The organism is Kitasatospora sp. NPDC127035 (assembly GCF_042726075.1).
Lineage (GTDB): Bacteria > Actinomycetota > Actinomycetes > Streptomycetales > Streptomycetaceae > Kitasatospora.
The window spans coordinates 128,563-153,288 of sequence record NZ_JBHXDN010000018.1 but is presented as its reverse complement, the minus strand read 5'-3'; the positions used below and the strand labels follow the sequence as shown (position 1 = coordinate 153,288).

The window sequence follows — 24,726 nt, the reverse complement described above, 5'->3', positions numbered from 1 at the left end:
AACGCCTGCGTGGACGAGTTCAAGGAGAACGAGGACCTGCCGAACACCACCAACCCGGACGACTGGGCCCGGATCTCCGGCAAGAAGGGCGAGCGGATCGTCTTCATCCGGACCCTGGTCACCGGGAAGCAGGGTGCCGAGTCCGGCCGCTCGATCGACACTGTCGCCAACACCGGGCAGTACCTGTGAGCCGGGCGATCCGCCCCCTGGAGAACGGCGGATTCGCTCCCCCCACCCACCACTCCGTATTCGCCGGCGGACCACTACTCCCCGTTTCCCCACCGAAGAGCCGAATACTCAATGGCCACCACGGAAGTCCGCTTTCTCTTGAATGTCCGACTCTGCCGGGTATTCTTCACAACAAGGCCGATGACAGCGGAACGCCGGGGTGTGAAGGACCGCCGAGACCGCGATAAGCCATCCGCCCGCACGGCCGGGCCCTCTCAGGGCCGGGCGCCTCCCCGAATCCCGCGGAGCCCGTACATGCGCGTATCCGACACCTCCCCCACCCTGCGGCCGGCCGCCTACCTGTGCAGCCCCCCACAGAATCCGAGGACGGCGACCGGTGACCGTGAAGCGCTCAAGCACTTCGCCGCCCGGCTCGGCCTGCCCGCTCCGGTGTTCTACCTCGACGACGTCCACCCGTCCTCCTGGGGCCACCGGTCCCGGCCCCAGTTCGAGACGCTCGTGCGCGCGGTGATCGACGGCTCGCACCGGCTCCTGCTGATACCGGGCCCCTGGGTCTTCTCCGGCGACGAGGGCCGTGTCCGCCTGTCGCTCCGTGTCCTCACCGCGGCCGGCTGCACCCGGGTCCTGGCACTCCCGAAGCAGCCCGCCCCCGCCCCGCGGGAGCACCCGGCGGCGGCCGGCGCGCGTCCCGGACAGGTGCCGGGCCAGCGAAGGCCTCCCGCCTGACCGGGCCCGACGAGTCCCGGACCGCAACGGGCGCCCGGTGGTCGTCAGGACCACCGGGCGCCCGGCCGGACGCCCGGCGCCGTCCGCCGCGCGCCGGGTGTCAGGGGTGCGGGGCCTGGTCGTGGACCCAGGCGGCCACCTGGGCACGGCGGGTGAGGCCCAGCTTGAGCAGAATCCGCTGCACGTGACCCTGTGCGGTCCGCGGCGAGATCACGAGCCGAGCGGCGATCTGCTTGTCCGACAGCCCCTCCCGGAGCAGATCCGCGACCTGCTGCTCCCGGGCGGTGAGGAGCGGACGGACGGCCTTCTGCACGGGCTCGGCGAGCACACGGTCGTCCAACAGGGCCAGGGCGAGGGACTGCTGGACGGTCGAGGTCTCGCCCCTTCGGACGTGCGCCTCGAACGCGGCATCACCCAGCGCCGTCCGCAGCTCGCGCTCGCACGCCAGGTGGTGGACGGCCAGCTGCCCCACACCGGAGATGACGGCACCGGTCCACCGCCACAGGCTGCGGGCCGCGCCCAGGTGTTCGGCCGCCTCCTGGCCGTGACCCTGCCGTGCCCTCGCCCAGGCCATCGTCTCCAGGCACCGGGCCACCAGCAGCCGGTCGTGCCCGGGCAGGGCCGCGCGGAGGCTCTCGCGCAGCACGGCGACGGCCTGCTCGGCGTCCCGGGCCAACCAGTGCCGCAGGGCCAGGGCCCACAGGGCGTGGGGACGGGCCCACCGGAGGTCGTGGGTGTCGCACCGGTCCAGGCACTCCTGGGCGAGAGCGGCCGCGCGCCGGTCGCCGGCGAGGCAGGAGGCGACGGCGAGGACATGGAGGGCGGTCCAGTACTCCCCGGGATCACCGAGGGCCTCGGAGCGGACGAGCGCGTCCTCCAGGAGCTCGACGGCCCGCACCGGGTCGCCCCGGAACAGCGCGCCGAGCCCGGCCAGCCGGCCCGCCGCGGCGATGGTGCCGGGGTCGTCCATGGCCCGGGCCAGCTCGCCGCACTCGTCGGCCCGGACCTCGCCGCCGGCCGCGTCGCCGGTGAAGAGCGCCAGCAAGCCGTCCGTCCAGAGGGCCTTCGCCCTGACCGGGCTCGGCTCGGTGTCCAGTGCGAGCAGCTGCGCGAGCCAGCCGCGGTCCTCCTCCAGGTCGCCGATGCCCACCCCGTGACTGCGGACCGAGGTGATGATCTCCATTCCTCTGCGGGCCTCCCCCGGCTCGTCCAGGCAGGACCGCAGCGCGTCGCGGATGTTGGGCTGCTCGCGTCGCAGCCGGGCCAGCCAGGCGGGCTGCTTCGCGGTGAACCGTTCGGCCTCCGCACGCCGGACGAGGGCGTGGTAGTGGTCCCGGTGCCGCCGCACCACGTCCCGTTGTCCTCCGTGCTCGGGCAGCCGGAGCTGTCCGTACTGCCGCACGATGCCCGGCATCCGGTAGAAGACCTGGTGCTCCTGTTCCTCGCGGACGAGCACGGACTTGTCGACCAGACCCGCCACCACGTCGAGCACGGCCGAGCACGGCAGCGACTCGTCCGTGCAGACCGCCTCGACCGCGGCAAGGTCGAAACCGGCGGCGAAGACCGACGCCCGTGCCCAGAGCCGCCGTTCCTGCTCGCCGCAGAGGTCGTAGCTCCGGTCGACGGCCGCCCGCAGGGTCCGCAGGCGCGGCGGCGCGGACCGGCTCCCGCCCGTGAGCAGGCCGAAGCTGTCGTCGAGGCGGTCGAGGATCTGGTCGCAGGCGAGGACCCGCAGACGGGCGGCGGCGAGTTCGATCGCCAGGGGAACGCCTTCCAGGCGGTGGCAGATCTCGGCAGCGGCCCGGGCTTCGGCGGGCGACGGGTCGAAGGCACCGAGGACGGAGACGGCGCGGTCGGTGAACAACCGCAGCGCGTCGTTGCGCGTCACCGGCGCCTTCGACCCGTCGGGAGGGAGGCGCGGTCCGGGTGCGGGGAGCGGCGGGACCACGAGCAGTTGCTCGCCGTCCACGCCGAGCGCCTGCCGACTGGTGACGATCACCCTCAGGTGGGGGGCGGCCTCCAGGAGGGCACCGGCGAGGACCGCCGCGGCGTGCAGGAGGTGCTCGCAGTTGTCGAGCACGACCAGCGTCCGGCGTTCCCGCAGATGTGCCGTCAACGCCGCGATCGGCCGTTGGCCGGGGGCGGGACACAGCCCGAACACGGCCAGGGCGGCGGTGACGGCGCCGTCCCCCGTCTCGAAGGCCGCCAGGTCGATCAGCCAGGTGCCGGCCGAGAACGAGCGCCGGAGTGTGTGGGCGAGGTGCACGGCGAGGCGGGACTTGCCGATACCGGCGGGGCCGGTCATGGTCAGCAGTCTGCTCCTGCCGACCAGGTGTCGCGCGAGTGCGAGCTCCTGCCGCCGTCCGATGAAGCTGGTCGTATCCGCGGGGAGGTTCCCGTGTCCCGTACGCACTGCCGTCCTGTCTCTGTTCTCTGGTTCGGGGTGCTGCGTCCGACCCGTTCCGCCGGCGTCCACCGGCACGTACCGGACCGGTGGACCGGCGCCCCTGCGGGGAGCGGGGACCGTCCGCGGATCGCGCGGTTCGGCCTCCGAGGGCGAGCCGGAGAAGGCCCGGTCCGGCTCCGCCGGAACGCCTGAGCCGGTATGCGAATCTCGATGTTGCGCCCGGCCGAAATGCGCACGGATTTCTCCCGGGGAATCCCCCGACCGCCAACGAGTTCCCGCCCGGACCGTGTGCCATATGAGATCTCCACGGCGACACGATCGTCAAGTCGGACCCGCGACCGCCGATCGGGCATGACGGATCGTCACCATGCGTGCCCGGAATGCCGCTTCAAGGGTAAATCGATCCGGCGGGAGGCAGCGGACGCAGGTAATGAGACAGGTAAACGTACGTGTGCGGGCCCGTCTTCCATCGGGCCAGAATGAGCCCCGGATCGGCCGGCGAACCCGCCGGTCGGACTCGCGAGAATTTCGACACGCCCCCTTAACACCGCGCTTGTGGCGTCACATTGACGATTCAAAGGGCGGGCCGGATCGATCGCCTTTCGCGGATGACCGGCACCGGGTCATGCCGATCACCGCCCGGCCGAGGCGCACCCTGCGCCGGCCCGAATTCCTGGAGATGTCCGCGTGACACGCAGAACCGCCCGCACAGCCGTCAAGCTCGCAACCGTCCTGTCCCTGACGCTCGGCGCCGAGCTCGCCGCCGGCCGGCCGGCCTTCGCGTACTGCCCGACGTGCTCGCACCCGGGCCAGTTCCACGACGTTCCTCAGGAGCGGAGGCCGCGCACGACCGGCGAGAAGGTCGGCGAAGGCGTCGAGATCGCCCTCGGGGTGCTCGGCGGCCTCACGATCACTCCGGAGTTCGGCGGCGTCGAGGGCGTCGGGGTCGGTGTGGCCGGCGCCCGGGGCGGCGACGGGACCGGGGGTGAGCGCGGCGGCCCGTCACGGTCCGGCGGCACCCGTGACGAGAGTCCCCAGGGCCCGACGGAGCCGGACGGGGCGCAGAAGCCGGCCACCGGCACCGGAGGGGCCAAGCCGGAGGCCGGCCGGCCGGAGGAGAAGGTCGTGGAGGCCGACCGCGGCCCGGGCTACACGATCGAGACCGGAGGTGACACCGCATCCGGCCAGCCCGCGAAGGTGCCGGAGTCCGGGTTGGAGCTCGGCTTCCAGACCCTCGACCTGAACTCCCAGAAGCCCGCCGACGGCGTGACCCGGATCAGGACCGGCCGGACGAAGCCGGCCGAGGACGACCCGGACCACGACCCGAACCACGACCCGGACAGTGACGACTTCGACGAGGCATACCGCGACAGGATCCCCAAGTCCACCTCGCAGTCCGAGGTGGCGAGGGCCGTGGCCTCGGGGGGCGGACCGGACCGTGATCCCGTGGCGGGGCGCCGGGCCGAAGGCGGCCGAGAGCATGGCCGGACAGGGATCCGTGTCAGGGGACCCTGCCTCGGCCGCCACGGCCGAGCCGTCCGCCGCGACCGCCGCCCAGCAGGTCGGGAAGGGCGGGGTGCTCCCCGAGTTCACCACGGCCCCCGGTGTGGCCGAAGGCTTCAGCCACAGGAACGCCCTGGTGGTGGTCGAGATATCGGCCAAGTACCTTTCCAAGGGGGATAGTTCGGAGTCCGGCTGGGTGGCCGGCCGGACCGCCCCGGCGAAGGTCCGGGTGATCGTGGACCGTACGGGCGGCTCCGGTGGCACCGGCGGCCCCAACGCCTCCTGATCCCGCTCCGCCTCGCGGTGCCCGGGCACCGCGGGGCGCCACTCGGGGCGTCACTCGGCGGGGACGGTGCCGGGCCGGTCCACCACCTCCTCGACCACGGTCGGATTCCATGACGCAACCTCAGCAACTGTGCACTCGAACACTTCCCGCATCCCACTTCCCTGAACAAGAGTGCGGAGCGACCACCGGAGCCCGGCGCGTTACCGAGCCGTGATCCAGGCGGACGGCCCGGAGCACCGACAGCCCGGCCCTACCGATCGTCAGTTGCCGCACCCTGCGTGGGATCCAGGGCACAGACGGGCGAGGAACCGGGACCGGCGGAAACTACGGCCGGGTAGGACTTGACGCCCCACCCTGCCAACTGAAAGCTTCATGGTTGAAAGTGCTTGAAATACTCACAGTTGCAGCAACTCCAAGCACATTTCATGCTCTTACGCGGCACGAGCAACCTGCAGCGCTGCAGGTTCTCGACGGGGAGAGCGGGGCGAGATCGTCGGCCGGAACGCCCCCCAGCGGTCCGGTGCCCGGCGCGCGAGCCCCGCGCATCCCCTCGCCGCCGGCGCGGTTCGCGCCTCCCGGTCGCCCGTTCGTCGGGCGGCTTCATGACCCTCCCCCCCACAGAAGGAGTCAGCCATGCGCTGGTCCTGCCGGCGAGGCCGAGGCCTCGTCGTACTCGCCACAGCCGCCGTTGCCCTCCCACTCACGGCGACGCTCTCCCCCGCCGCCGCCGACACGCCCGCACCGGCCCCGGTTGCGGCCCCCGCCCCCGTTGCGGCCGTGGTGCCGCAGCCCGTCTCACAACAGGCACTGCCCGGGGGCGAGTTCACCCTCACCGCCAAGACCCGGATCGCCGTCCTCTCCAAGGACTCGGCGGCAGTGGGCGTCGGCACCTACCTGTCCAAGCTCCTCGCTCCCGCGACGGGCTTCGACCTCCAGGTGGTGAGGACGACCAAGGCGCCGGACAGGGCTGTCGTCCTGGACCCCAACGGCCCCAAGGAGCTGGGCGCCGAGGGGTACACGATCTCGTCCGACAAGAACGGCGTGCTCATCACGGCGCACGGCGCGCAGGGCCTGTTCCGGGGCGTACAGACCCTTCGCCAGCTGCTCCCCGCCGCGGTCGAGTCCCGCACCAGGCAGTCCCGGACCTGGACCGTCTCCCCGGTGAAGATCAACGACGCGCCGCGCTACGAGTACCGCGGCGTGATGCTGGACGTCGCCCGCCGCTTCTTCCCCGTCGAGCAGGTCAAGCGCTACATCGACGAGGCCGCGGCATACAAGATCAACAAGTTGCAGCTGCACCTCACCGACGACCAGGGCTGGCGCATCGCCATCGACGCCCTGCCGAACCTCACCAAGGTCGGGGCGAGCACGCAGAGCGGCTTCACCGGCGGCACCGACTGGTACTACACGGCGGCGGACTACAAGGAGATCGTCTCCTACGCAGCCTCCCGCTTCATGACCGTGGTGCCCGAGATCGACGGCCCCGGCCACACCTGGGCCGCCCAGACCTCGGTGCCCGAACTCCGCTGTGACGACAAGTACGCGCAGCCCTACTCCGGCTTCGACGTCAAGGTCAGCCTCTTCTGCCTGGGCGAGCAGAAGCAGATGGACGCGACGAAGAACTTCCTGCAGACCGTCGTCAAGGCCGTGGCCGAGCTGACTCCCGGCCCCTACATCCACCTCGGTGGTGACGAGGTCCCCGACGCCACCACCTCGGAGCAGTACGACTCCTACGTCAAGACGGTCTCCGACGCGACCAGCGCGCAGAAGAAGACCGTGATGGGCTGGCACCAGCTCGGCCAGTCCCCCCTCCCCGCCGGCAGCCTGCTCCAGTACTGGGGCGAGGACAGCGACCGGGAGACCATCGGCACGGCGAAGGAGGCGTTGGGCATCCGCCACCTCCGTGCCGGAGCCGCCCAGGACGTCAAGTTCATCATGTCGCCGTCCGACCACGCCTACCTCGACATGAAGTACGACGCCTCCACCCCGTACGGCCTGAGCTGGTCCGGATTCGTGCCGGTGCAGCGCTCCTACGAGTGGGACCCGGAGACCGTCACCGGCAAGCTGAACGGCACCGGCGTCATCGTCCCGGCGCACAAGGTCGCCGGCGTCGCGGCCGCCCTCTGGGCCGACCGCGCCTACGAGGGCAGCAACGCGCTGCCCAACGCCGGCACCCGCTGGCCCGCGCCCCGGGACTACGCCGACTTCATGAGCTTCCCCCGACTGCCCGCCATCGCCGAGGTCGGCTGGAGCCCCCAGTCCGCCCGGGACTGGAACGGCTTCCGCCAGCGCCTGGGCCTGCACGGCCCGCGCTGGACCGCCGCCGGCATCGGGTTCTACCCGGCCCCCGACGTCGCCTGGGCCGGCACGGCCGGCAGCGGCCTGGAGGGTGTCCACACCCTCACCACCGGCGGCAAGGCCCTGAACGTCCCCGGTTCCTCCACGGCTTCCGGCACCCAGCTCACCACCGCGACCGCGAACGGCGGTTCCGACCAGAAGTGGTCGTTCACCCGCTACAGCGACGGGACCTACGCGCTCGTCAACCAGGCCTCCGGGCTCTGCGCCGACGTGAACCGCGGATTCACCAGCGCCGGCGCGAAGATCATCCAGTGGACCTGCACCGGCAACCCCAACCAGCGCTGGATCGTCACCCCGGTGAACGGCGGCCACACCATCACCTCGGCCAAGACCAAACTCCTGCTCACCGCCGCCTCGACCGCCGACGGCGCCCTGATCACCCAGCGAGCCGCCTCGGGCACCGCCCTCCAGAAGTGGACCGTCGGGTGACCCGGTAGCGGCGAGCGTCCGTACCACCTGCCGAGGTACGGACCGGCCCGCACCTCGGAAACCTGCCGGTAACGGTCCGGCAACAGAGCGGGACGGAGAGCCCCACCCGCGACTCCTCCTCAGGAAGGCCAAGAACGGTCTTCCTGAGGAGGCCTTTTGCGTTCGAGGGACATCCCGTGGCCCCGGACAGGACACGGGGCTCTCACCCGACATCGATCGAACCGGGCGATGGCCCCTCCGCGATACGAGGTACCCCGCAGAGCGCGACCCGACCGGCACCCTGCAGGACTCTCGGTAAGGAGTATTCATCCATGCCAGGAAGAATCGCCGCCCCGGCACCGGACGAGGGCCGCGGCCCTCGGCACGGGGCACCCACCGGACGCACCACCCCCGCCCGCGCGTTCACCTCGCTCGTGGCCGCGCTCGCCCTTCTGGCGGGTTCCGCCGCCCTGTTCCCCGCGCTGTCGGCGGCGGCGCCCGCGGCGGATCCCGCCCAGGCCCCGTACGACCTCGCCCATGACGCACCGGTGCTGATCGTGCTCGGCCAGAGCAACGCGGGCGGGTGGGTGGCGCCGATCACGGACGCCGCCGACGTGACGCAGTGCCGGTCCCTGAGCCACGTCCGGGGACTGAACCGGACGAACAACCAGCAGGCCGGAATGACACGGGCCACCTGGTCGCCGTACACCTGCTCCGGCAGCAACCTCGGCGAGGAGCACAACCACGGCCTCAACTACAGCGTCGCGTCGGCGACCGCGCTGCGCTGGGAGCGGGCCGTCAAGGCGGGCGCGGCCCTGCCCGACCTCCACGTGATCCACCTGGCCTGGGGCAGCCAGGGCGTCCAGGGCAACGAGCCGACGAGGAACAAGTGGTGGCCGGACCGCGACCCGGCCGACGCCGAGAGCCTGTTCCCGCGGGCGGTGAACACGATCGCCAACGGCCTGCGGGCCCTGCGGGAGGCGGGCAAGCAGCCGCGCGTCGTCGGCATCCACTGGAACCAGTGGGAGGCCGAGGCGGCGAACACCGCGACGGTCGGCGCCGGACAGGTCCGGCAGGCACTCCTCGACGTCCTGGAGCCGCTGCGAACCATCACCGGCGCCCCCACGGCCCCGGTCTTCCTCTACCGTCCGCGCGCGGGCATCTACGACGCGACGCGGACGCGGTACGTCACGGAGGCAGTGACCGCCATCGCCGGCGGGCCCGCGCCCAACCCGTACCGGCTGCTCGACGCCGCGGACGCCACCTCGGCGACGGGCACGCCCCTCCACCGGCCCACCGAACCGCCCAACTTCGGGATCTTCAGCGACGGTGTCCACTACACCCGCGCCGTGCAGGAGTGGTACACGGAGCAGCAGTGGAAGACCGTCTTCACCGACCGGCAGTACGGCACACCGGTGAGGGCCACCGTCAACGCGGCGCTGGGCAAGCCCGCCACCCAGTCCTCCACCAACCGCGTGGGCGTGGAAGAGGCCGGGAACGCGGTGGACGGCAACACCAGCGGCGTCTACGCACAGGCGACCCCCAGTTACACCAAGAACGAGGCGCAGGCGTGGTGGCAGGTCGACCTCGGTGCGAAGCAGCCGATCCGGTCGGTGGAACTGTTCAACCGCACGGACTGGAGCTTCGAGCGTCTCACCGACTTCGACGTCATCGTGTCGGCCACCGACCTCACCGGCCGCAGCTGGGCGGACATCCAGGCCGACCCGGCGGTGAGGAAGACCCGGATCAAGGGCACCGCACCGACGAAGCTGACCGTCGCCGTGGGCGCCGACGGACGCTACGTCCGCATCCAGCTCGCCGGGACCGACCACCTCACCCTGCCCGAGGTCCAGGTCAACGTCCCGGTCGCGACGGTGCCGGGCGGGTACCGCACGGTGGCCCTCGCCGGGACGAGCCACGTCATCGACGTGCGCGCGGGCAGCGTCGCCGACCACGCCCAGATCATCCGCTACCCGAACGTCGGCAGCTCGAACCAGCGCTTCGCGTTCAGGCCGCTGGCGGACGGCCACGTGCGCATCGTCAACGAGCGGAGCGGAAAGGACCTGACCGTCGACAACGCGTCCCGGGCCGCCGGAGCGAAGATCGTCCAGCGTACCTACACCACCGGCGGCCCCACCGACGACGAGTGGCGTCCGGAGGACGCCGGCAACGGACGTGTGCGCCTGGCCAACCGCCACAGCGGCCTCCACCTCACCGCGGGCGCCACCGAGACCGCCCAGTTCGAACAGCACCCCTACCACGGCAACGACCTCCAGGTCTTCGTCATCGGCTGACGCACTGCCGGATCCGCTGCGCAAGGCCGCCGGCGGCAAGCGGTCCGCGGCCGGCCACCCGCCGTCCGGCCGATCGCGAGGACCGCTGCCGTAGGTCGACCGGCCGGCGGCAGGAGTCCTGGAGCGCGGCGCTGCGGTCGGGAGCCTTCCTTTCCTGGAACCAGACATCCCTTCAATGTGCGCCGTCACCGGGAAGCGCGACACCTCGTCGCGTCACCCCGGAAGCCGTAATGCGCTTGAACTTCCATGGGGAAACTACCCATTTCAAGATTCTTCGGTCCGGGATCTAGACAAGGCCGAATGTCATCCTCGTTAATTCATCCCATGTCCCACTGTCATGGTGGGACATGGGATCGATCGCGCGGGGTCCTGCGTTCGGCAGCCCCGACCTCGTCGACCCCGCGCAGCAACAGGCCTACACGGTCCGGGCGCAGCCCCGGCCGCGCGGCCGCCCCTTGATTCGGGGGTGGCGGATCTCGCCTCGCCGCCTCCGGCGCGCCACCGGGCCGCCCCACCCACACCGGCCCGGTGGCCTCGCCCCCATCGTTCGACATCGGAGTCGACCCATGTCCCTGCCCGACCTTCCCCTCAACCGTCGTCACTTCCTCACCGCCGCCGCTCTGGTGGCCGGCGCCACGGCCGTGCCCTCCTCCGTCCTCGCCCCCCGCGCCGCCGCTGCCGTGCCGCCCCAGGTCACCCTGCCCGATCGCGGCATCTGGGACGGCGCCGCAGCGTCGGCCTGGACCGACGGCTTCCTGAGCGGCAACGGCGAGTACGGGGCCGTCTACTACGGGGCGCCCGCCCTGGAGAAGATGGTCCTCAACTACCACCGGCTGGTGCTGCCCAACGGCACCCGGGACGTCATGCCGCCAGTGATCTCCGGCCGGCTCGAAGCGGCCCGGAACAAGGCGCTGGCCGGCGACTACGCGGGAGCCTCGTCGACCTTCGCGAACGGCTGGAGCCTGCGTTGGACGCAGGCCTTCCACCCCGGTTACGAGCTACGGCTGAACACGCCGGGCATGACCACGGTCAACGACTTCGCCCGCATCACCGACTTCCGGACCGGCGAGATCACCCACACCTGGGCCGACGGCTACGGCACCTGGAAGCGGCGCGTCTTCGTCTCCCGCGCCGACCGGGTCATCGTCCACGAGCTGCTGCCGGCCACCGGCCGTACCGTCGACACCACCCTCAGCGTCAGCACCGCCCTTGAGGACGTGCCGGCCAGTGTCTCCTTCGCCACCACCGCCACGGTCACGAACGGCGAGGGCCATCTCAACCTGCGCGGCACCTACCCGTCCGGCGGCGCCTACGGGTACGAGGGTGTCACCCGGGTCGTCGTCTCCGGCAGCAACGCCTCGGTCACCGCCGACGGGCAGACCCTGGTGGTCGCGAGGGCCACCAAGGTGCTGCTGCTGACCAAACTCGGCCGGTACGAGACGTCCACCGGCTGGAACTCCCGGCCCCTGCAGACGGCCCTGGCGGGACTGACGGCCGACTACGCCGCCTTGCTGGGCCGACACGCCCCGAGGCACCAGGTCATGTACGACCGCTCCGCCATCGACCTGAACGTCTCGGCCGCCGACCGCCGGCTGACCACCAGCGACCTGATCGCCCGCCAGAACACCAACACCTCGGCCGTCGACGTCGCGCTGCTGGAGCGGATGTACGACTCCGGCCGCTACCTGTTCATCAGCTCCAGCGGCGTCCTCCCGCCGCGCCTGACCGGAATCTGGAACGGTACCTGGAGAAGCGACTGGGCCGACGACTTCACCACCGACGCCAACATCAACCTCCAGGTGGCCGGGGGCAACATCCTCGACCTGGGCGACGCCATGCAGGGCTACTTCGACCTCGTCCTGGGCCAGCTCGCCGACTGGCGCAGGAACGCCACCAACCTCTACGGCGCCCGCGGCTTCCTCGCCCCGTCTCGCACCGACGGCGAGCACGGGCGAATGCTGCACTTCGACGACGGCAGCTTCCCCGGCCAGGTGTGGACCGGCGGCGCCGACTGGCTGCTCTACCCGCTGCTGGAGCACTACGAGGTCACCGGCGACGCCGCCTTCCTGCGGGACAAGCTGGGCCCCGCGCTGATGGAGCTGGCACTGTTCTACGAGGACTTCCTCACCCACACGGACTCGAACGGCAAGGCCGTCTTCGTGCCCTCCTTCTCCATGGAGAACACCCCGACCAGCACGGGCAGGTACTTCGCCGTCAACGCCACCGGCGACATCATGGCCGGCAGGCACGCCCTGCGGGCCGCCATCGACGCGGCCAACACCCTCGGTCTCGAACAGGGCGGCGGCAAGGGCGTGGCCCGTTGGACCGCTCTGCTGGCCAAGCTGCCCGACTACACCGTCAACGGTGACGGGGCGCTCGCCGAGTGGTCCTGGCCGGGACTGACCGACCGCTACAACCACCGGCACATCTCGCACCTGCACGGCGCGTGGCCGCTGCACGAGATCAATCCCGAGGACCGGCCCGACCTGGTCAACTACGCCCGCACCGCCCTGGACAAGCGCGGTGACGAGAACTACTCGGCCCACGGCAGCCTGCACCGCGCGCTGGCCCGCGCCCGTCTCAAGGACGGCCCCGGGGTCTACGCCAACCTGCTGAAGATCTACGGCAGGAACATGGTCTTCCGGTCGCTGATGACCTCCCACAACCCCGGCCTCGAAGTCTACAACTGCGACGCCGCCAACGCCGTCCCCGCCATCCTCGGTGAAGCGCTGGTCTACTCGCGCCCCGGTGTCCTGGAGATCCTCCCCGCTCTTCCCGACCAGTTGGCGAAGGGCAGCATCAGGGGTGTCCGCGGCCGCAACCGCATCACCGTCCGGTCGCTGTCCTGGGACACCGCCGCCCGCACGGCCACCGTCCATCTCACCTCCGACATCGACCAGAACATCACGTTCATCTGCCGGCGCGGCATCACCTCCGTCAGCACCGGCGCGAGGGTCGCCGCGTCGCCGCTCGGCAACCACGCCCGGGTCGTGACGCTGACCGCCGGCACCGGCACCACGATCACCGTCGGGCTGCTCACCGGCGAGTTCAAGCTGGTGAACCGCAACAGCGGCCTGGTCATGGACGTCTTCGGAGGCTCCAGCACCGACGGCGCCCAGGTCATCCAGTACACCTGGTCCGGCAGTACCAACCAGAGGTGGAGGCTGCTGCCGGACCACGACGGCTCCTTCCGCCTGTCCAGCGTCAGGAGCGGCAAGGTGCTGGAGGACCCGGGCGCCTCCGGCACCGTCGGCAAGGCCCTCCACCAGTGGTCGGACACCAACAGCGGCAACCAGTGGTGGCGGCTCGTTCCGGCGAGCACCGACGGCTACTACCGCCTGGTCAACGTCAGGAGCGGACTCTGCGCGGACGTGCGGAGCGGGTCCACCACCAGCGCCGCCGCGATCGTCCAGTCACCCGCCGGTGGCGGTACAAGCCAGGAATGGAAGCCCGAGGGCGTGTGACGGCCCCGGGTGCGTGAAACGGCGGCGACCAGGCGTCGCCGCCGTCACGGCCCCGTGCTGCCCGTCGTCGGCCGCCGGGGCAGCCCCGACGACGCCGAGGGTTCTCCGGGCGCCCACCACCCGCGGCCTCAGGTCGATGACGGCTTGCCCGGCTACCGGCAGATCGAATCGGAACCGACGACGCGACGGGTTCAGTGGCGCGTGCCGCCCATGACCGGGCCGTCCATGCTGTCGATCGGGAGGATCTCGACGTTCTTGCCGGTGCGGGGGGCGTGGATCATCTTGCCGTCGCCGATGTAGATGCCCACATGGTGCAGGTCGGAGTAGAAGTAGACCAGGTCGCCGGGCTGGAGGTCGGCCCGGGCGATGCGCCGGCCGGCGTTCCACTGCGCCTGGGAGACCCGTGGGAGGGAGACCCCGGCCGCCTTCCACGCCGCGCCGGTCAGACCGGAGCAGTCGAAGCCCGAAGGGCCGGTGGCACCCCACACGTAGGGCTTGCCGAGCTGGGCGTAGGCGAACGTGAGCGCTTCCGCGGGACGACCCGTGACCGGGCCCTGGTAGGCGGGCGCCGGCTCCCTGCGACCACCGGCCGGGGAGGCGCGGGCGGCGGCCTCCTGGGCGTTGACCTTGGCCCGGTCCGCCGCGCTGAGCTTGTTGAGCAGCGCCTGGGCCTGCGCGAGCTTGTCCTGGATCCCCTTCTTCTCGGCGGCCAGCGCGGCGTCGGTGACCTCCAGCTGGGCGAGGGAGACCGCGGCTTCCGCGCGGTCCTGGTCGAGACGGCGCTGCTCGCCCTGGAGCCGCTTCAGCAGCTCGGTCTGCGACACGGCCACCTGGCCCTGCATCGAGGCCCGGGTGAGGTAGGAGTCGGGGCTGGAACTGAACATGAGCTGCACCGCGGGGTCGACCCCGCCGTTGCGGTACTGCTCGCCGGCCAGTACACCGAGTTCGGTCCTGAGCCCGTTCAACGCGGCCTGCCCGTCGGCGACCCGCTCCTGTATCCGGTTGGCCCCGGCCTGGAGCTGCTGCTGTTTCTCCTTGAAGCCGTTGTACGTCTCGATCGACGCCTCGGCCTCCTCGTTCAGCGCCTCGACCCGGGCCTTGACCGCGTCGAGTGAGGGCGCCGGCTCGGCGTGGGCGCCGACGGTGGAGGCCAGGGCCGCGGTGCCGGCCATCGCGGTGGTCAGGACGGCCATCCGGGCCCGACCCGGCGGGTTCGGCTTGCGGTGCGATCCCATCGTTCGGCGCGCTCCTTCGACGTGTGTGACGCGCCCACGCGAGTGCGGGCGAAGAGGCCGCCGCGGGCACGGCCCCCGACAGGTGCGAATAAACTTAGTAGATTGGTGGGTGGGTTCCGCAACCCCCTGGACCTCGGCAGTACCGCCGGACGGCCGCCCCGTCGCCCGGCACCCCACCGCACGGACCTCGCGGTCTAGCATGGGGGGCTACCAACGGGATCCTCGGGGAAGTGGGCAGGCTGTGCGTCGGTTGGGTGACCTGGAGGCGGAGATCATGGACCGCCTGTGGACGTGGAACCGACCCGCCACCGTGCGGGAGGTCGTCGACGACATCAACCGGCAACGCCCCGTCGCCTACACCACGGTGATGACCGTCGCCGACATCCTGCACGGGAAGGGCATCCTCACCCGCGAGAAGCAGGGCCGGGCCTGGCTCTACCGGCCGACCCTCGGCCGCGAGGAGTACACCGCCGCGCTGATGCAGGAGGCGCTCGGCTCCAGCCGGGACCGCCCGGCGGCGCTGGCCCACTTCATCGAGGAGATCTCCTCCGACGAGCTCGAGGTGATCCGCGGCCTGCTCGACGCGAAGCCGGTGCCGGACCAGCCGTGACCTCGACCGCGCTCCTCGCCGCCTACACCCTGCTCGTCGGGCTGGGCGTCCCCCGACTGCTCCGGCGGGCACGATGGCCGTACCGCGCACCCGGGCTGGCCGTCGCCCTCTGGCTCGGCCTGATGGTGTCCTTCAGCGCCTCCCTGACCCTCGTGGTGCATCACCTCGTGGTGCCGGAGGCGCACCTGCACCGGGGAGTGCTCGGAATTCTCCACGCCTGTGGCGTCGCCGGGGCGGCCGACCTGGGGACCGCGGTCGACTCCGCGCAGATGGCCGCCCCGCTCGTCGTCGCCCTGTGGCCGGCCGGCTGGTTCGCCGCCGTCGTGCTGCGCGCACGGCGCCACCGCCGCCGGCACGGCGCGATGCTCGATCTGGTGGCTCGGCGCGAGCCCGGCCTCGCCGCCACCGTGCTGGACCACGGCACGCCCGCGGTCTACTGCCTGCCGGGGCGGTCCCGCCGGATCGTCCTCACCAGCGGCGCCCTCAAGGCGCTCACCCCGCCCCAGCTCCAGGCCGTACTCGCGCATGAACGGGCCCACCTGAGCGGCCGCCACCACCTGGTCACCGGCGCCGCCGACGCGTTCACCCGCGCCTATCCCGGCCTGCCGCTCGCGATCGGTGCCCGCGCCGAGATCGCCACCCTGCTGGAGATGGTGGCCGACGACCGCGCGGTCCTCGCCCACCCGCCGCGCACCCTGGCCGGCGCCATGTGCGAGGTCGCCGCCGGCCAGGTACCCGGCTTCGGCCTCGGCGCAGGTGGCTCGACGGTCGTCGCCCGGGTGACGCGCCTCCTGCACCCGGCCAAGTCCCCGCACCCGCTCGCCCGGACGTCCGTCGCGGCCCTCGCGCTCGCCGCGCCGATGATGCCGTTCCTGTTCGCCTGCGGTTCGGTCGCCGGCTGAGCCACGCACCCACGGGCGTGCCACACCTCACAACGGCGTGAGGTTGCCGGACACACCACGCAATTACTAAGTTCCTTCGTTCAAAGGGCACCCGTGCTCGGCCCGGGGTCGAGCGAGGCTCCCGGAGCATCGCGAGCCCCCGCCACCAACGACGAAGGATCGCGCCATGAAGCCCCTCACCCGGACCGTCGGCCTCTCCCTGGCCGCTCTGGCCGCAGCCGCCACCCTCACCGCCTGCGGCAGCGGCGGCCACGACATGACCGGCACGGGCCCGAGCAGCGCCGGGTCGTCCGGACCGGGCGCCGCGGCCGACGAGGCCGACGTGATGTTCGCCCAGATGATGATCCCGCATCACCGGCAGGCCGTGGAGATGGCCCAGCTGGCGGCGACCCGGGCCGCCGACCCACGCGTGAAGGAAGTCGCCGCGAAGATCGCCGCGACCCAGGACCCGGAGATCGCGACCATGACCAAGTGGCTCACCGACCGCAGCAGGCCGACCGCGGCCGCCATGAACCACGGGGGCGCATCCGGGATGACGACCACCACCGACATGGACAAGCTCAAGGCTGCGAGCGGTACCGAGTTCGACAGGCAGTTCCTGACCTTGATGATCGAGCACCACAACGGTGCCGTCCGGATGGCCGCGGAGGAGGCCGCCAAGGGCGGCGACGCCGAACTCAAGCGACTCGCCGAGACCATCAAGCAGGGGCAGACCGCCGAGGTCGCCACCCTGCAGAAGATGCTGACCGGCTGACGCCCGTCGGGCACGCGCGGGCCGGGGACCGCCACCCGGGCAGGCCCCGGGCGGCTCACCACCGAGCAGCCGGCCGACATCGGGGCCGCCGGCCCCGCCGGCCGCCTGCGCAGTCGTCCCGCCACCCTCGGCGCCGAAGGACCCTCCCGCTATCAGCTAAGCTACTTAGTAGCACCCGGCGGTGCTCCTACCCCCCGGGGGGCACCGCCGGCGTGTCGCCGCGTCGCCGCCCGGCCCGGACAGGCACGCCACGGGAGAGGGCTCGTCATCGATGGCGACGCCCGCGCAAGCGACAGCCGGGCACTCCCGCGACGCCGACCGCCGCGCCCCACGAGACCCCCTCCGCCCCGTCGGAGGAATCCGAGCAGAACCATCGGAACCGCCGACACGCGCACCATGTCTACTAAGTTAATTAGCAGTTGTGTTCCGGCGAACGAAGGGACCAGGTGGGACATGAAGGTGAAATCAGCGGGCGCGGTCGGAGCCGCACGCCGGGGGTTGGTCGCGACGTTGGCAGCGGCCGCGCTCACGCTGGTCGCCGCCTGCGGCAACTCGGGCAGCGGCACCGGCACCGGCGAGTCCGCGATGCCGGCGAACTCGAAGCCGTCGAGCTCAAGGCCGTCGGCCGTCGCAAGCAGTCCGGGAGCGGTCGAGGCGTCCGCCGCAGCCCTCACCATCTCGCCGGAGGACGGCGCGACCGGGGTGTCGACCAGCGGCGCACTCAAGGTCGCCGTCGCCCAGGGCACACTGAGTGCCGTCAAGGTGACCGACGACGACGGCAAGGAGGTCGCAGGCACGGTCACCACCGACGGCACCTCCTGGACGCCCGCCCGCCACCTCGACACCGGCACCAGGTACTCGGTGACCGCGCTGGCCAAGGACGCCAAGGGTGTGGAGGCCGCGGGCACGACCACCTTCACCACGCTCTCCCCCGGCAGCACCTTCTCGGCAAGCGACAACATCACCGACAAGGCCACCTACGGCGTCGGCATGATCGTGTCCGTCACCTTCACCAAGCCCGTCAAGGACACCAAGGCGGTCGAGCGGGCGATCACCTTCGACACCGATCCGCCGGTCGAGGTCAAGGGCCACTGGTTCGGCAACCGGCGACTCGACTTCCGCCCCCAGGACTACTGGAAGCCCGGCACCAGGGTGACCGTCAAGTACCGCCTCGACGGCGTGCAGAGCTCGCCCGGCGTCTACGGCACCCTCACCAAGGACGAACCGTTCGAGATAGGCCGCAGCCAGATCAGCACCGCCGACGCCATGGGCCTGCAGATGGCGGTCGAACGCGACGGACAGACCGTCAGGAGCCTGCCGATCACCACCGGCGCACCCGAGTACGCCTCCTGGGCCGGAACCATGGTCATCTCCGAGATGGCCAGGGTGACCCGGATGAACTCCGCCACCGTCGGCCTCGGCGCCGAGTACGACATCGCCGACGTCCCGCACGCGATCAGGCTCACCAGCTCCGGCACCTTCCTCCACGGCAACTACTGGGCCGACTCCTTCGGCAGGACCAACACCAGCCACGGTTGCATCGGCATCCGCGACGTCAAGGGCGGCAGCGAGAACTCCGATGCCGGCTGGTTCTACAACCAGTCGCTGATCGGCGACGTCGTCAAGGTCGTCAACTCCAAGGGCGGCCAGGTCAGACCCGACAACGGCCTCAGCGGCTGGAACCTCCCCTGGACCGCCTGGTAACGGCCGTCTCCCCACCGGCTCCCGGCCCCGCCACCGGGGTACGCCACCGGCTCGCCCGACCGGCCCACCCACCCCTCACTCGCGCCCGCCACCCCAGCTCCGATCTCGGAAACGGGGGTCCTGTCCCCTGCTCCCGCACCGGGCCGACCCCGTCTCCGGCGCGCGCCGAAAGGCCCTTGATGTCCCAGCCCTACCTCGCCAACCCTCCGGCCGCGCCCTCACCCGGGGCGCCCGCAGGCTCGAACCCGCCGTACCGGCACCGGCCCCCGCACGGATACGGTGCAGCTCCGGGCCACTACCCGGTTGACCGGGCCACAGACCCGGCCCCCGCCGGTCCGCACGACCGGCCACCCGTCCCGCGGCCCCGAACGGAGATGTCCGCCTCCGCCCGGCCGTCCCCCGCGGCGTCCGGCGAACGCGGGCGCCGACGAGCCGCCCGCAAGCCGCTCCTGCTGAACGGCTACCTCGGCTACATCACGACCTTCGTCGGTGCGGGCCTCATCAGCGGGGCCGTCGTGCACTACCCGCTCGACCCCGCCCGCTACGGACTCACCGGGCTCATCGCCGCCGCCGTCTTCCTCTTCGGCACCTTGATGAACGAGTTCGTCCTCGCCCGCAACCGGCCGAACGCCGCCAGGATCGCCGCCGTGGTCGCCGCTTCCCTCGCCCTCTCGTTCGGCATCGGCATGCTCAGCGGCGGTCTCCAGCACTTCGAGGACTTCCCCGACCGCGGCACGTGGCTCATCCCCGCCGGCCTCGTGGTCTCCTTCATCGCCTACGTCCTGCGCCACGACGCCGCCCGCTGGCGCAGCATCATCCGACTGACCGGCGCAGCCGTGGCGATCACCGCCGCCGTCGCCTTCCTCGGACTGCGCGGTCTCGCCGCCGACCTCACGGCCGAATCGGCCGGCGGAGGCGGGCACAGCCACGGCGCCGACGAGTCCGCCGACAGCCCGGCCGAACCCGCGCCTTCGACGGACGCCGCCACCACGCCCGGAGTCAGCGGCTCGACCACCCGGCCCGGCCCGACCCCGACCCCGACCCCGAGCGGCAGTACCTCCGCCCGTCCGGGCGACAGCCACAAGCACTGACCGGCGCGGGGGCCGGCACCGCGAGCAGAAGCGCAGGCACTTCACCGAGACCTCCGACGCGGCCACCGGGCCCAACCTCCGCGGCGACGGCTCGACGGCCGCCCCGGCCGAGGAACTCGGCCACCGGTCATGGCCGGGGTTGCGGGCCGGCGGGTTCCCGGCGCCGCAGGGAGCGAGCGCGGCCCCGTCCCGGCCACGGCGTGCGCGCCGCACGGTGAGTGCGGCACGTGGGGCGGCCCGGCGACTTGAACCGCAGCGCCAGCAGGATCGGCGCTATGGGCTATATCGTCCCTTTCATGAGCAATCGTCTATCGGGGCGGGTTCGCACCCGTCTGTTGGGCCTCGGCGGTGATCGCACCGGGGCGGCCACCGTGCGGACCCGGGAGCGGAGGAAGTCGCTCGGCGCCCACCCGCGGGCCCGGACCGGACCGTCCGTGCTCCTCCGCCCGGCGGCGGGCCACGCCGGCCGCGTCGACGGCGCCACCGTGCCCCGCCCCGGCCCGCGGCCCGGGCGGGGATCCGTGCGACGGGGGGCGCAGCGGTGACCGCCGATGCCCTGGTGATCTTCGGTATCACCGGCGACCTCGCGCACAAGATGACCTTCCGGTCGCTCTACCGCCTGGAAGCGGCCGGACTCCTGGACTGCCCGGTCATCGGCGTGGCTTTCGACGACTGGTCGCACGACCACCTGGTCTCCTCCCTGCGCGAGGCCCTGCGGACGACCGGCGAGGCCGTGTCGGCCGAGGTCTTCGACCGGCTGGCCCGGCGGCTGTCCTACCTCCAGGGCGACTTCACCGACCCGGCCACGTACCGGGCGCTGGCCGGCCTGCTGGAGGGCGCCGGGAAGCCGCTCTTCTACCTGGAGATCCCGCCCTCGCTGTTCGCCCCGGTCGTGGAGGCCCTGGCCGCGGCGAACCTCACGGCGCACGCCACGGTGATGCTCGAGAAGCCCTTCGGCCACGACCTGGCCTCCGCCAGGGCCCTCAACGCGCGCCTGCACCGGGTGCTTCCCGAGGACCGGATCCTGCGGATCGACCACTTCCTCGGTAAGCAGCCCGTGCTGGACATCCAGTTCCTGCGGTTCGCCAACGCGCTTCTCGAACCGGTGTGGAACCGCGACCACGTGGCCGCGGTCCAGATCACCATGGCCGAGGACTTCGGCGTCGAGGACCGGGGGGCGTTCTACGACCCGGTGGGCGCACTGCGCGACGTGGTCCAGAACCACCTCCTGCAGGTGCTGGCCCTGATCGCGATGGAGGCGCCGGTCGGCCCAGGGTCGGAAGCCCTCTGGGATCGCAGGGCCGACGTCTTCCGGGCGATGGCCGACGTCGATCCGACCCACTGCGTGCGCGGCCAGTACGAGGGATACCTGGACGTCCCCGGCGTCAGGGCGGGCTCGGTGACCGAGACCTACGTCGAGCTGGGCCTGGAGGTGGACAACTGGCGGTGGAGCGGGGTGCCGTTCGCCATCAGGGCCGGCAAGGCACTGGCAGCCCGGGCCACCGAGGTGCGGGTGGTCTTCAGACGCCCGCCCCGGCTCGCCTTCCTGGAGCAGCCCGAGCACCCCGCCCCCAACGAGCTGGTCCTGCGGATCGACCCGGACCCGGGCCTGCGGCTCGGCATGCTCTCGAAGGAGGCCTCCGGCCACTCGGCCAGGCCCGTCCACCTGGGCCTGTCCTTCGCCGCCGAGCTCGGCAAGCCCCCCGAGCCCTACGAACGGCTCCTCAACGACGCCCTGACCGGTGACCGTTCCCTGTTCACCCGCCAGGACGTCGTGGAGGAGACCTGGCGGGTCATCCAGCCCCTGGTCGACCACCCGCCCGCACCCGTGCCGTACGAGCGGGGGTCCTGGGGGCCCGCGCACGACCGTGGCCGCACCACCTGGCAGTCGCCCTGGCTCTCCAGCCCGCACGATCTGGGCTAGCGAGCGGGCCCGCCGTGCCGTCGCCACCCGCCACGCCGGGCCCGCGGTCGTCACGCCAGCGGACTTCGGGGGGCCGCCGCACGTCGATCGACGGAACGTCAGCCGAGGACGAAGGTCTGGAGGCCGCTCCCGTCGTAGGGTCGCTGCTCGAACTGGCTGCCCTGGGTGGCGCCGGCGGTGAGGTAGAGGCCGCTGAGGCGGTTGACGACGCGCACGCGGCCGTTGCCGGCGTCCTCCGGCCGCCATTCGTCGTTGGTGTCGGCGCCGGGTGCGTAGGCGTGCTGGATGATCTTGGCTCCGGCAGTCCGGGACGCGTTCAGCACGGCCAGGTCCCTGCCGCTGTTCTGGTTGACGATGCGCACGTAGCCGTCGGCCAGCGGCCGGAACTCGAAGCGCTGGTTCGGGGCGTCGGCGTTCGGTCGGCGGATGACCGGGGCGTGGTCGGCGAGGCTGCTCCCGCTCACGTCGACGACGTCTCCGGTCCCGGCGACGGTCATCGTGCGGAAGGTCGCCGGCACCGCGCAGCCGACCTGGACCGTGACGGGCTTGCCCGTGGTGTCGCCGAGCTGACTGGTGGTGACGGGGGTGATGACGGCGGTGCCGGTGGCCCTGGCGGTCACCTTTCCGGAGGAGTCGACGGTGGCGACGGCGGGGTTGCTGCTGGTGTAGGTGAGGGTCGGCAGCAGGGGCAGGATCCTGTTGGTGCCGTTGGTGGTGACGTCGTCGGTGGCGACCTGGGCGGCGTCGGTGGCGTTCAGCTCGGCGCGCAGGTTCAGCCCGTTGTCGAAGTCGTTGTCCTTGACGAGGGCGCCGGAGGAGGCGCGGTACTTGAACAGCGGGGTCGTGTAGGGTGCCGCGCCGGCGACCGTGCGAACGGTGCCGGTGGCGCCCGGCGCCAGGCACGTCGTGGTCGTCTCGGCCGCGAACGCCGTGTTGCGGTCGAGGCGGCGGACGTCGTTGCGTTCGAAGGTGATGCCGCCGACGCTCTTGGCGTCGAGGAGGCGGACGTCGCCGATCCTGAAGTCGTTGTCCTGGATGCGGATGTTGCGGCTCACCGGGTTGCCGGCGTCCTGGACCTCGTTGGTGGGCTCGACCAGGATCACCGGGCCCGCCGGGCGCAGGAAGGTGTTCTTGGTGATGAGGACGTCCTGGGCGGGGCCGGACTCGTACCACTCCTTGGCGTCGGAGGAGATGAAGATGCTGGCCATCCGGGTGCCGTCGAAGGTGTTGTTCCTGATGACGACGGGCTTGCGGGTGGTGACCAGGATGCCGCGGGTGGGGATGTTGACGACGGTGTTGCCGCTGATGTCGACGGTGGGGGTGTAGGTGGTGTTCTCCACCACGAAGTTCCCGGGGGTGACGGAGGCGGGGACGGCCTGGTCGAAGGTGACCTTCATGGTGGTCAGGGGCTTGTTGTGGTCGCGGCCCGTCGGGCCGTCGACCGACACGACCCGGGCGGTGGCGCCGGGGACGGTCGCCATCGTCCGCTTGTCCACGATCTCCGCGCTGTCGCCGGGGTAGAACTGCGGGAACCCGGCCGTCTGGTGGTGCTTGTATTCGAGGGTGAGCGTCCTGCCGTCCGCGGACCGTCCGGTGACCTCGACGTAGGTGCCGTGGATGTTGATCGCGTCGTCGTGCGCACCGTCGAACACGTTGTTCCTGATGTTGACGGCGCCCTTGATGCCGGACATCTGGACGAAGTCCGCGAACCCCGCCGTGCTGCGCCCGGTGGCGGGGTCGGTGCGGAAGTCGTTGCCGTCGATGGTGATGTTCTCGCTCATCTGCCCGAGGAAGCCGAAGCCGTGCAGGTAGCGGGCCTTCAGCCCCTGCACGGTGACGTCCTTGGACTCCCAGAAGAACGCGGACGCGGTGTCGCGGGTGTCCTCCCGCATCTGGTAGACCAGACCCCGGTCGGTCGGCGGAGCCGCACTCGTGTAGTCGATGCGCAGCTTGTTGCCCGCCTGCGCCGTCATCGACGCCACGTTGGTGAACAGGGGGTTGGCGCCGCGCCAGGTGCTCGTGTTCGCCGGGTCGTGGAGCTGGGTGTACCTCATGCCGTTGACGCCGGACCAGTAGGGCTGTCCGGTGGCCGGGCTCTTCTCTCCGAGCCAGGTGACCTGGTTGTTCACCACGGTGAAGCCGTTGGTGGGCGGGATGTTCAGCACCCGGTAGGCGCGGCCGTCGGCGACGCCCGTCTCGCTGACGGTGGCGTCGACGACCTTCGGGGCGGTGACGTCGAAGCTGAAGCCCCGCACCGTGACGTTCTGGGAGCGGATGGCGGCGAAGGCGGTCATCAGGCCGTGGAACTGCAGGTGCGAGCCGCCGCCGTCGATCGTGACGTCGCGCATGTCCTCCATGAGGATGCCGATGCGCTTGTCCCGGTACGTCTGGTCGGCGCCGACGGTGTTGGAGAGGTACAGCTCCCGGGTCTCGGCCTGCTCCGGGTAGATCTGGTAGGTGCCGCGGGGGAACAGCACCCGCACCGGTCCCTGCACGGTCCTGGCCTGTCGCAGGGCCGCCTTCACCGCTGCGGCGCTGTCCCGCGTGCCGGTCCGGTCGGCACCGAACGCCGTCACGTCGACGACCGTCTCGGTGGGCGCGGCCTGCGCCGGCAGGGGCGCGGCGAGCGCGGCGACGACGGCCGCCGCGGACAGCAGCGCCGAGCGACCACGCCCCGGTCGAGGCCTGGTGGAGGAGGGATCCCGCGGAGCCGTCGGGCTCCACGGCAGGATGGAACGATGCATGCGGATCTCCTGGGTGGGGGGAGGTGTGTGCTCCCGAGCAGCAAGGTTTCCGGGCGGCCGGCCGAGGGTCGTCGGGGGCCGGTCCGGGCCGTACCTCGGCCGACCGGCGACCGGGGTGGTCGGCCGT

14 protein-coding genes and 1 pseudogene are annotated in these 24,726 nt (G+C 71.8%); 12 read left to right on the top strand and 3 right to left on the bottom strand.

The genetic code is table 11. The features are described 5' to 3' along the window. Together ACFWIC_RS15640 and ACFWIC_RS15635 are read left to right on the top strand one after the other, a co-directional pair. Nucleotides 1-189 (top strand): annotated as a pseudogene (locus tag ACFWIC_RS15640) (proteasome ATPase); the annotation flags it as partial. Nucleotides 190-483: 294 nt separating this feature from the next. Continuing rightward, nucleotides 484-915, top strand: coding sequence for a hypothetical protein (locus ACFWIC_RS15635; RefSeq protein ID WP_380357405.1), 432 nt, complete (start codon nucleotides 484-486; stop codon nucleotides 913-915). Nucleotides 916-1,015: 100 nt separating this feature from the next. Here ACFWIC_RS15635 and ACFWIC_RS15630 read toward each other — a convergent pair whose 3' ends face one another. Further along, nucleotides 1,016-3,220 (bottom strand): ATP-binding protein, encoded by a 2,205-nt coding sequence (locus ACFWIC_RS15630; protein WP_380518920.1) that lies wholly within the window; start codon nucleotides 3,218-3,220, stop codon nucleotides 1,016-1,018. 1,444 nt (nucleotides 3,221-4,664) lie between these two features. On the opposite strand from ACFWIC_RS15630, the gene ACFWIC_RS15625 reads away from it, so the two are divergent. The 4 genes from ACFWIC_RS15625 to ACFWIC_RS15610 all read left to right on the top strand — a co-directional run bounded on the left by ACFWIC_RS15625 (nucleotide 4,665) and on the right by ACFWIC_RS15610 (nucleotide 13,635). Continuing rightward, entirely contained in the window at nucleotides 4,665-5,111 is a 447-nt protein-coding gene (locus ACFWIC_RS15625) for a DUF4765 family protein (RefSeq protein WP_380518917.1), read from the top strand. 777 nt (nucleotides 5,112-5,888) lie between these two features. Continuing rightward, entirely contained in the window at nucleotides 5,889-7,898 is a 2,010-nt protein-coding gene (locus tag ACFWIC_RS15620; RefSeq protein WP_380518916.1) for a family 20 glycosylhydrolase, read from the top strand. 311 nt (nucleotides 7,899-8,209) lie between these two features. Continuing rightward, nucleotides 8,210-10,171: an RICIN domain-containing protein gene (locus ACFWIC_RS15615; protein ID WP_380518913.1), complete on the top strand. Its 1,962-nt coding sequence runs from the start codon at nucleotides 8,210-8,212 to the stop codon at nucleotides 10,169-10,171. 566 nt (nucleotides 10,172-10,737) lie between these two features. Continuing rightward, nucleotides 10,738-13,635, top strand: coding sequence for a glycoside hydrolase N-terminal domain-containing protein (locus tag ACFWIC_RS15610; protein WP_380518911.1), 2,898 nt, complete (start codon nucleotides 10,738-10,740; stop codon nucleotides 13,633-13,635). Between the two features lie 191 nt (nucleotides 13,636-13,826). Here ACFWIC_RS15610 and ACFWIC_RS15605 read toward each other — a convergent pair whose 3' ends face one another. Then, nucleotides 13,827-14,870, bottom strand: coding sequence for an NlpC/P60 family protein (locus ACFWIC_RS15605; RefSeq protein WP_380518908.1), 1,044 nt, complete (start codon nucleotides 14,868-14,870; stop codon nucleotides 13,827-13,829). Between the two features lie 241 nt (nucleotides 14,871-15,111). Between ACFWIC_RS15605 and ACFWIC_RS15600 the strand changes: the two genes are divergently transcribed. From ACFWIC_RS15600 to ACFWIC_RS15575, 6 genes are all read left to right on the top strand, one after another. Further along, nucleotides 15,112-15,480, top strand: a complete 369-nt coding sequence (locus ACFWIC_RS15600; protein WP_355405569.1) for a BlaI/MecI/CopY family transcriptional regulator — start codon at nucleotides 15,112-15,114, stop codon at nucleotides 15,478-15,480. Then, nucleotides 15,477-16,382, top strand: coding sequence for a M56 family metallopeptidase (locus ACFWIC_RS15595; RefSeq protein WP_380518906.1), 906 nt, complete (start codon nucleotides 15,477-15,479; stop codon nucleotides 16,380-16,382). Before ACFWIC_RS15600 ends, ACFWIC_RS15595 begins: the two co-directional genes overlap by 4 nt. A 166-nt stretch (nucleotides 16,383-16,548) precedes the next feature. After that, nucleotides 16,549-17,136, top strand: a complete 588-nt coding sequence (locus ACFWIC_RS15590) for a DUF305 domain-containing protein (protein ID WP_380518903.1) — start codon at nucleotides 16,549-16,551, stop codon at nucleotides 17,134-17,136. A gap of 453 nt (nucleotides 17,137-17,589) precedes the next feature. Next, nucleotides 17,590-18,840 carry an Ig-like domain-containing protein gene (locus ACFWIC_RS15585; RefSeq protein WP_380518900.1) on the top strand — a complete coding sequence of 417 codons (1,251 nt, stop codon included), beginning with the start codon at nucleotides 17,590-17,592 and terminating at the stop codon, nucleotides 18,838-18,840. 374 nt (nucleotides 18,841-19,214) lie between these two features. Continuing rightward, nucleotides 19,215-19,931, top strand: a complete 717-nt coding sequence (locus tag ACFWIC_RS15580) for a hypothetical protein (RefSeq protein ID WP_380518898.1) — start codon at nucleotides 19,215-19,217, stop codon at nucleotides 19,929-19,931. 541 nt (nucleotides 19,932-20,472) lie between these two features. Next, the gene (locus ACFWIC_RS15575) at nucleotides 20,473-21,855 is read left to right on the top strand and encodes a glucose-6-phosphate dehydrogenase (RefSeq protein WP_380518895.1); all 1,383 of its coding nucleotides are present in this window, start codon (nucleotides 20,473-20,475) and stop codon (nucleotides 21,853-21,855) included. Between the two features lie 98 nt (nucleotides 21,856-21,953). On the opposite strand, the gene ACFWIC_RS15570 is transcribed toward ACFWIC_RS15575, so the two are convergent. Beyond that, nucleotides 21,954-24,599: an RICIN domain-containing protein gene (locus ACFWIC_RS15570; protein WP_380518892.1), complete on the bottom strand. Its 2,646-nt coding sequence runs from the start codon at nucleotides 24,597-24,599 to the stop codon at nucleotides 21,954-21,956. Between the last annotated feature and the right edge of the window lie 127 nt (nucleotides 24,600-24,726).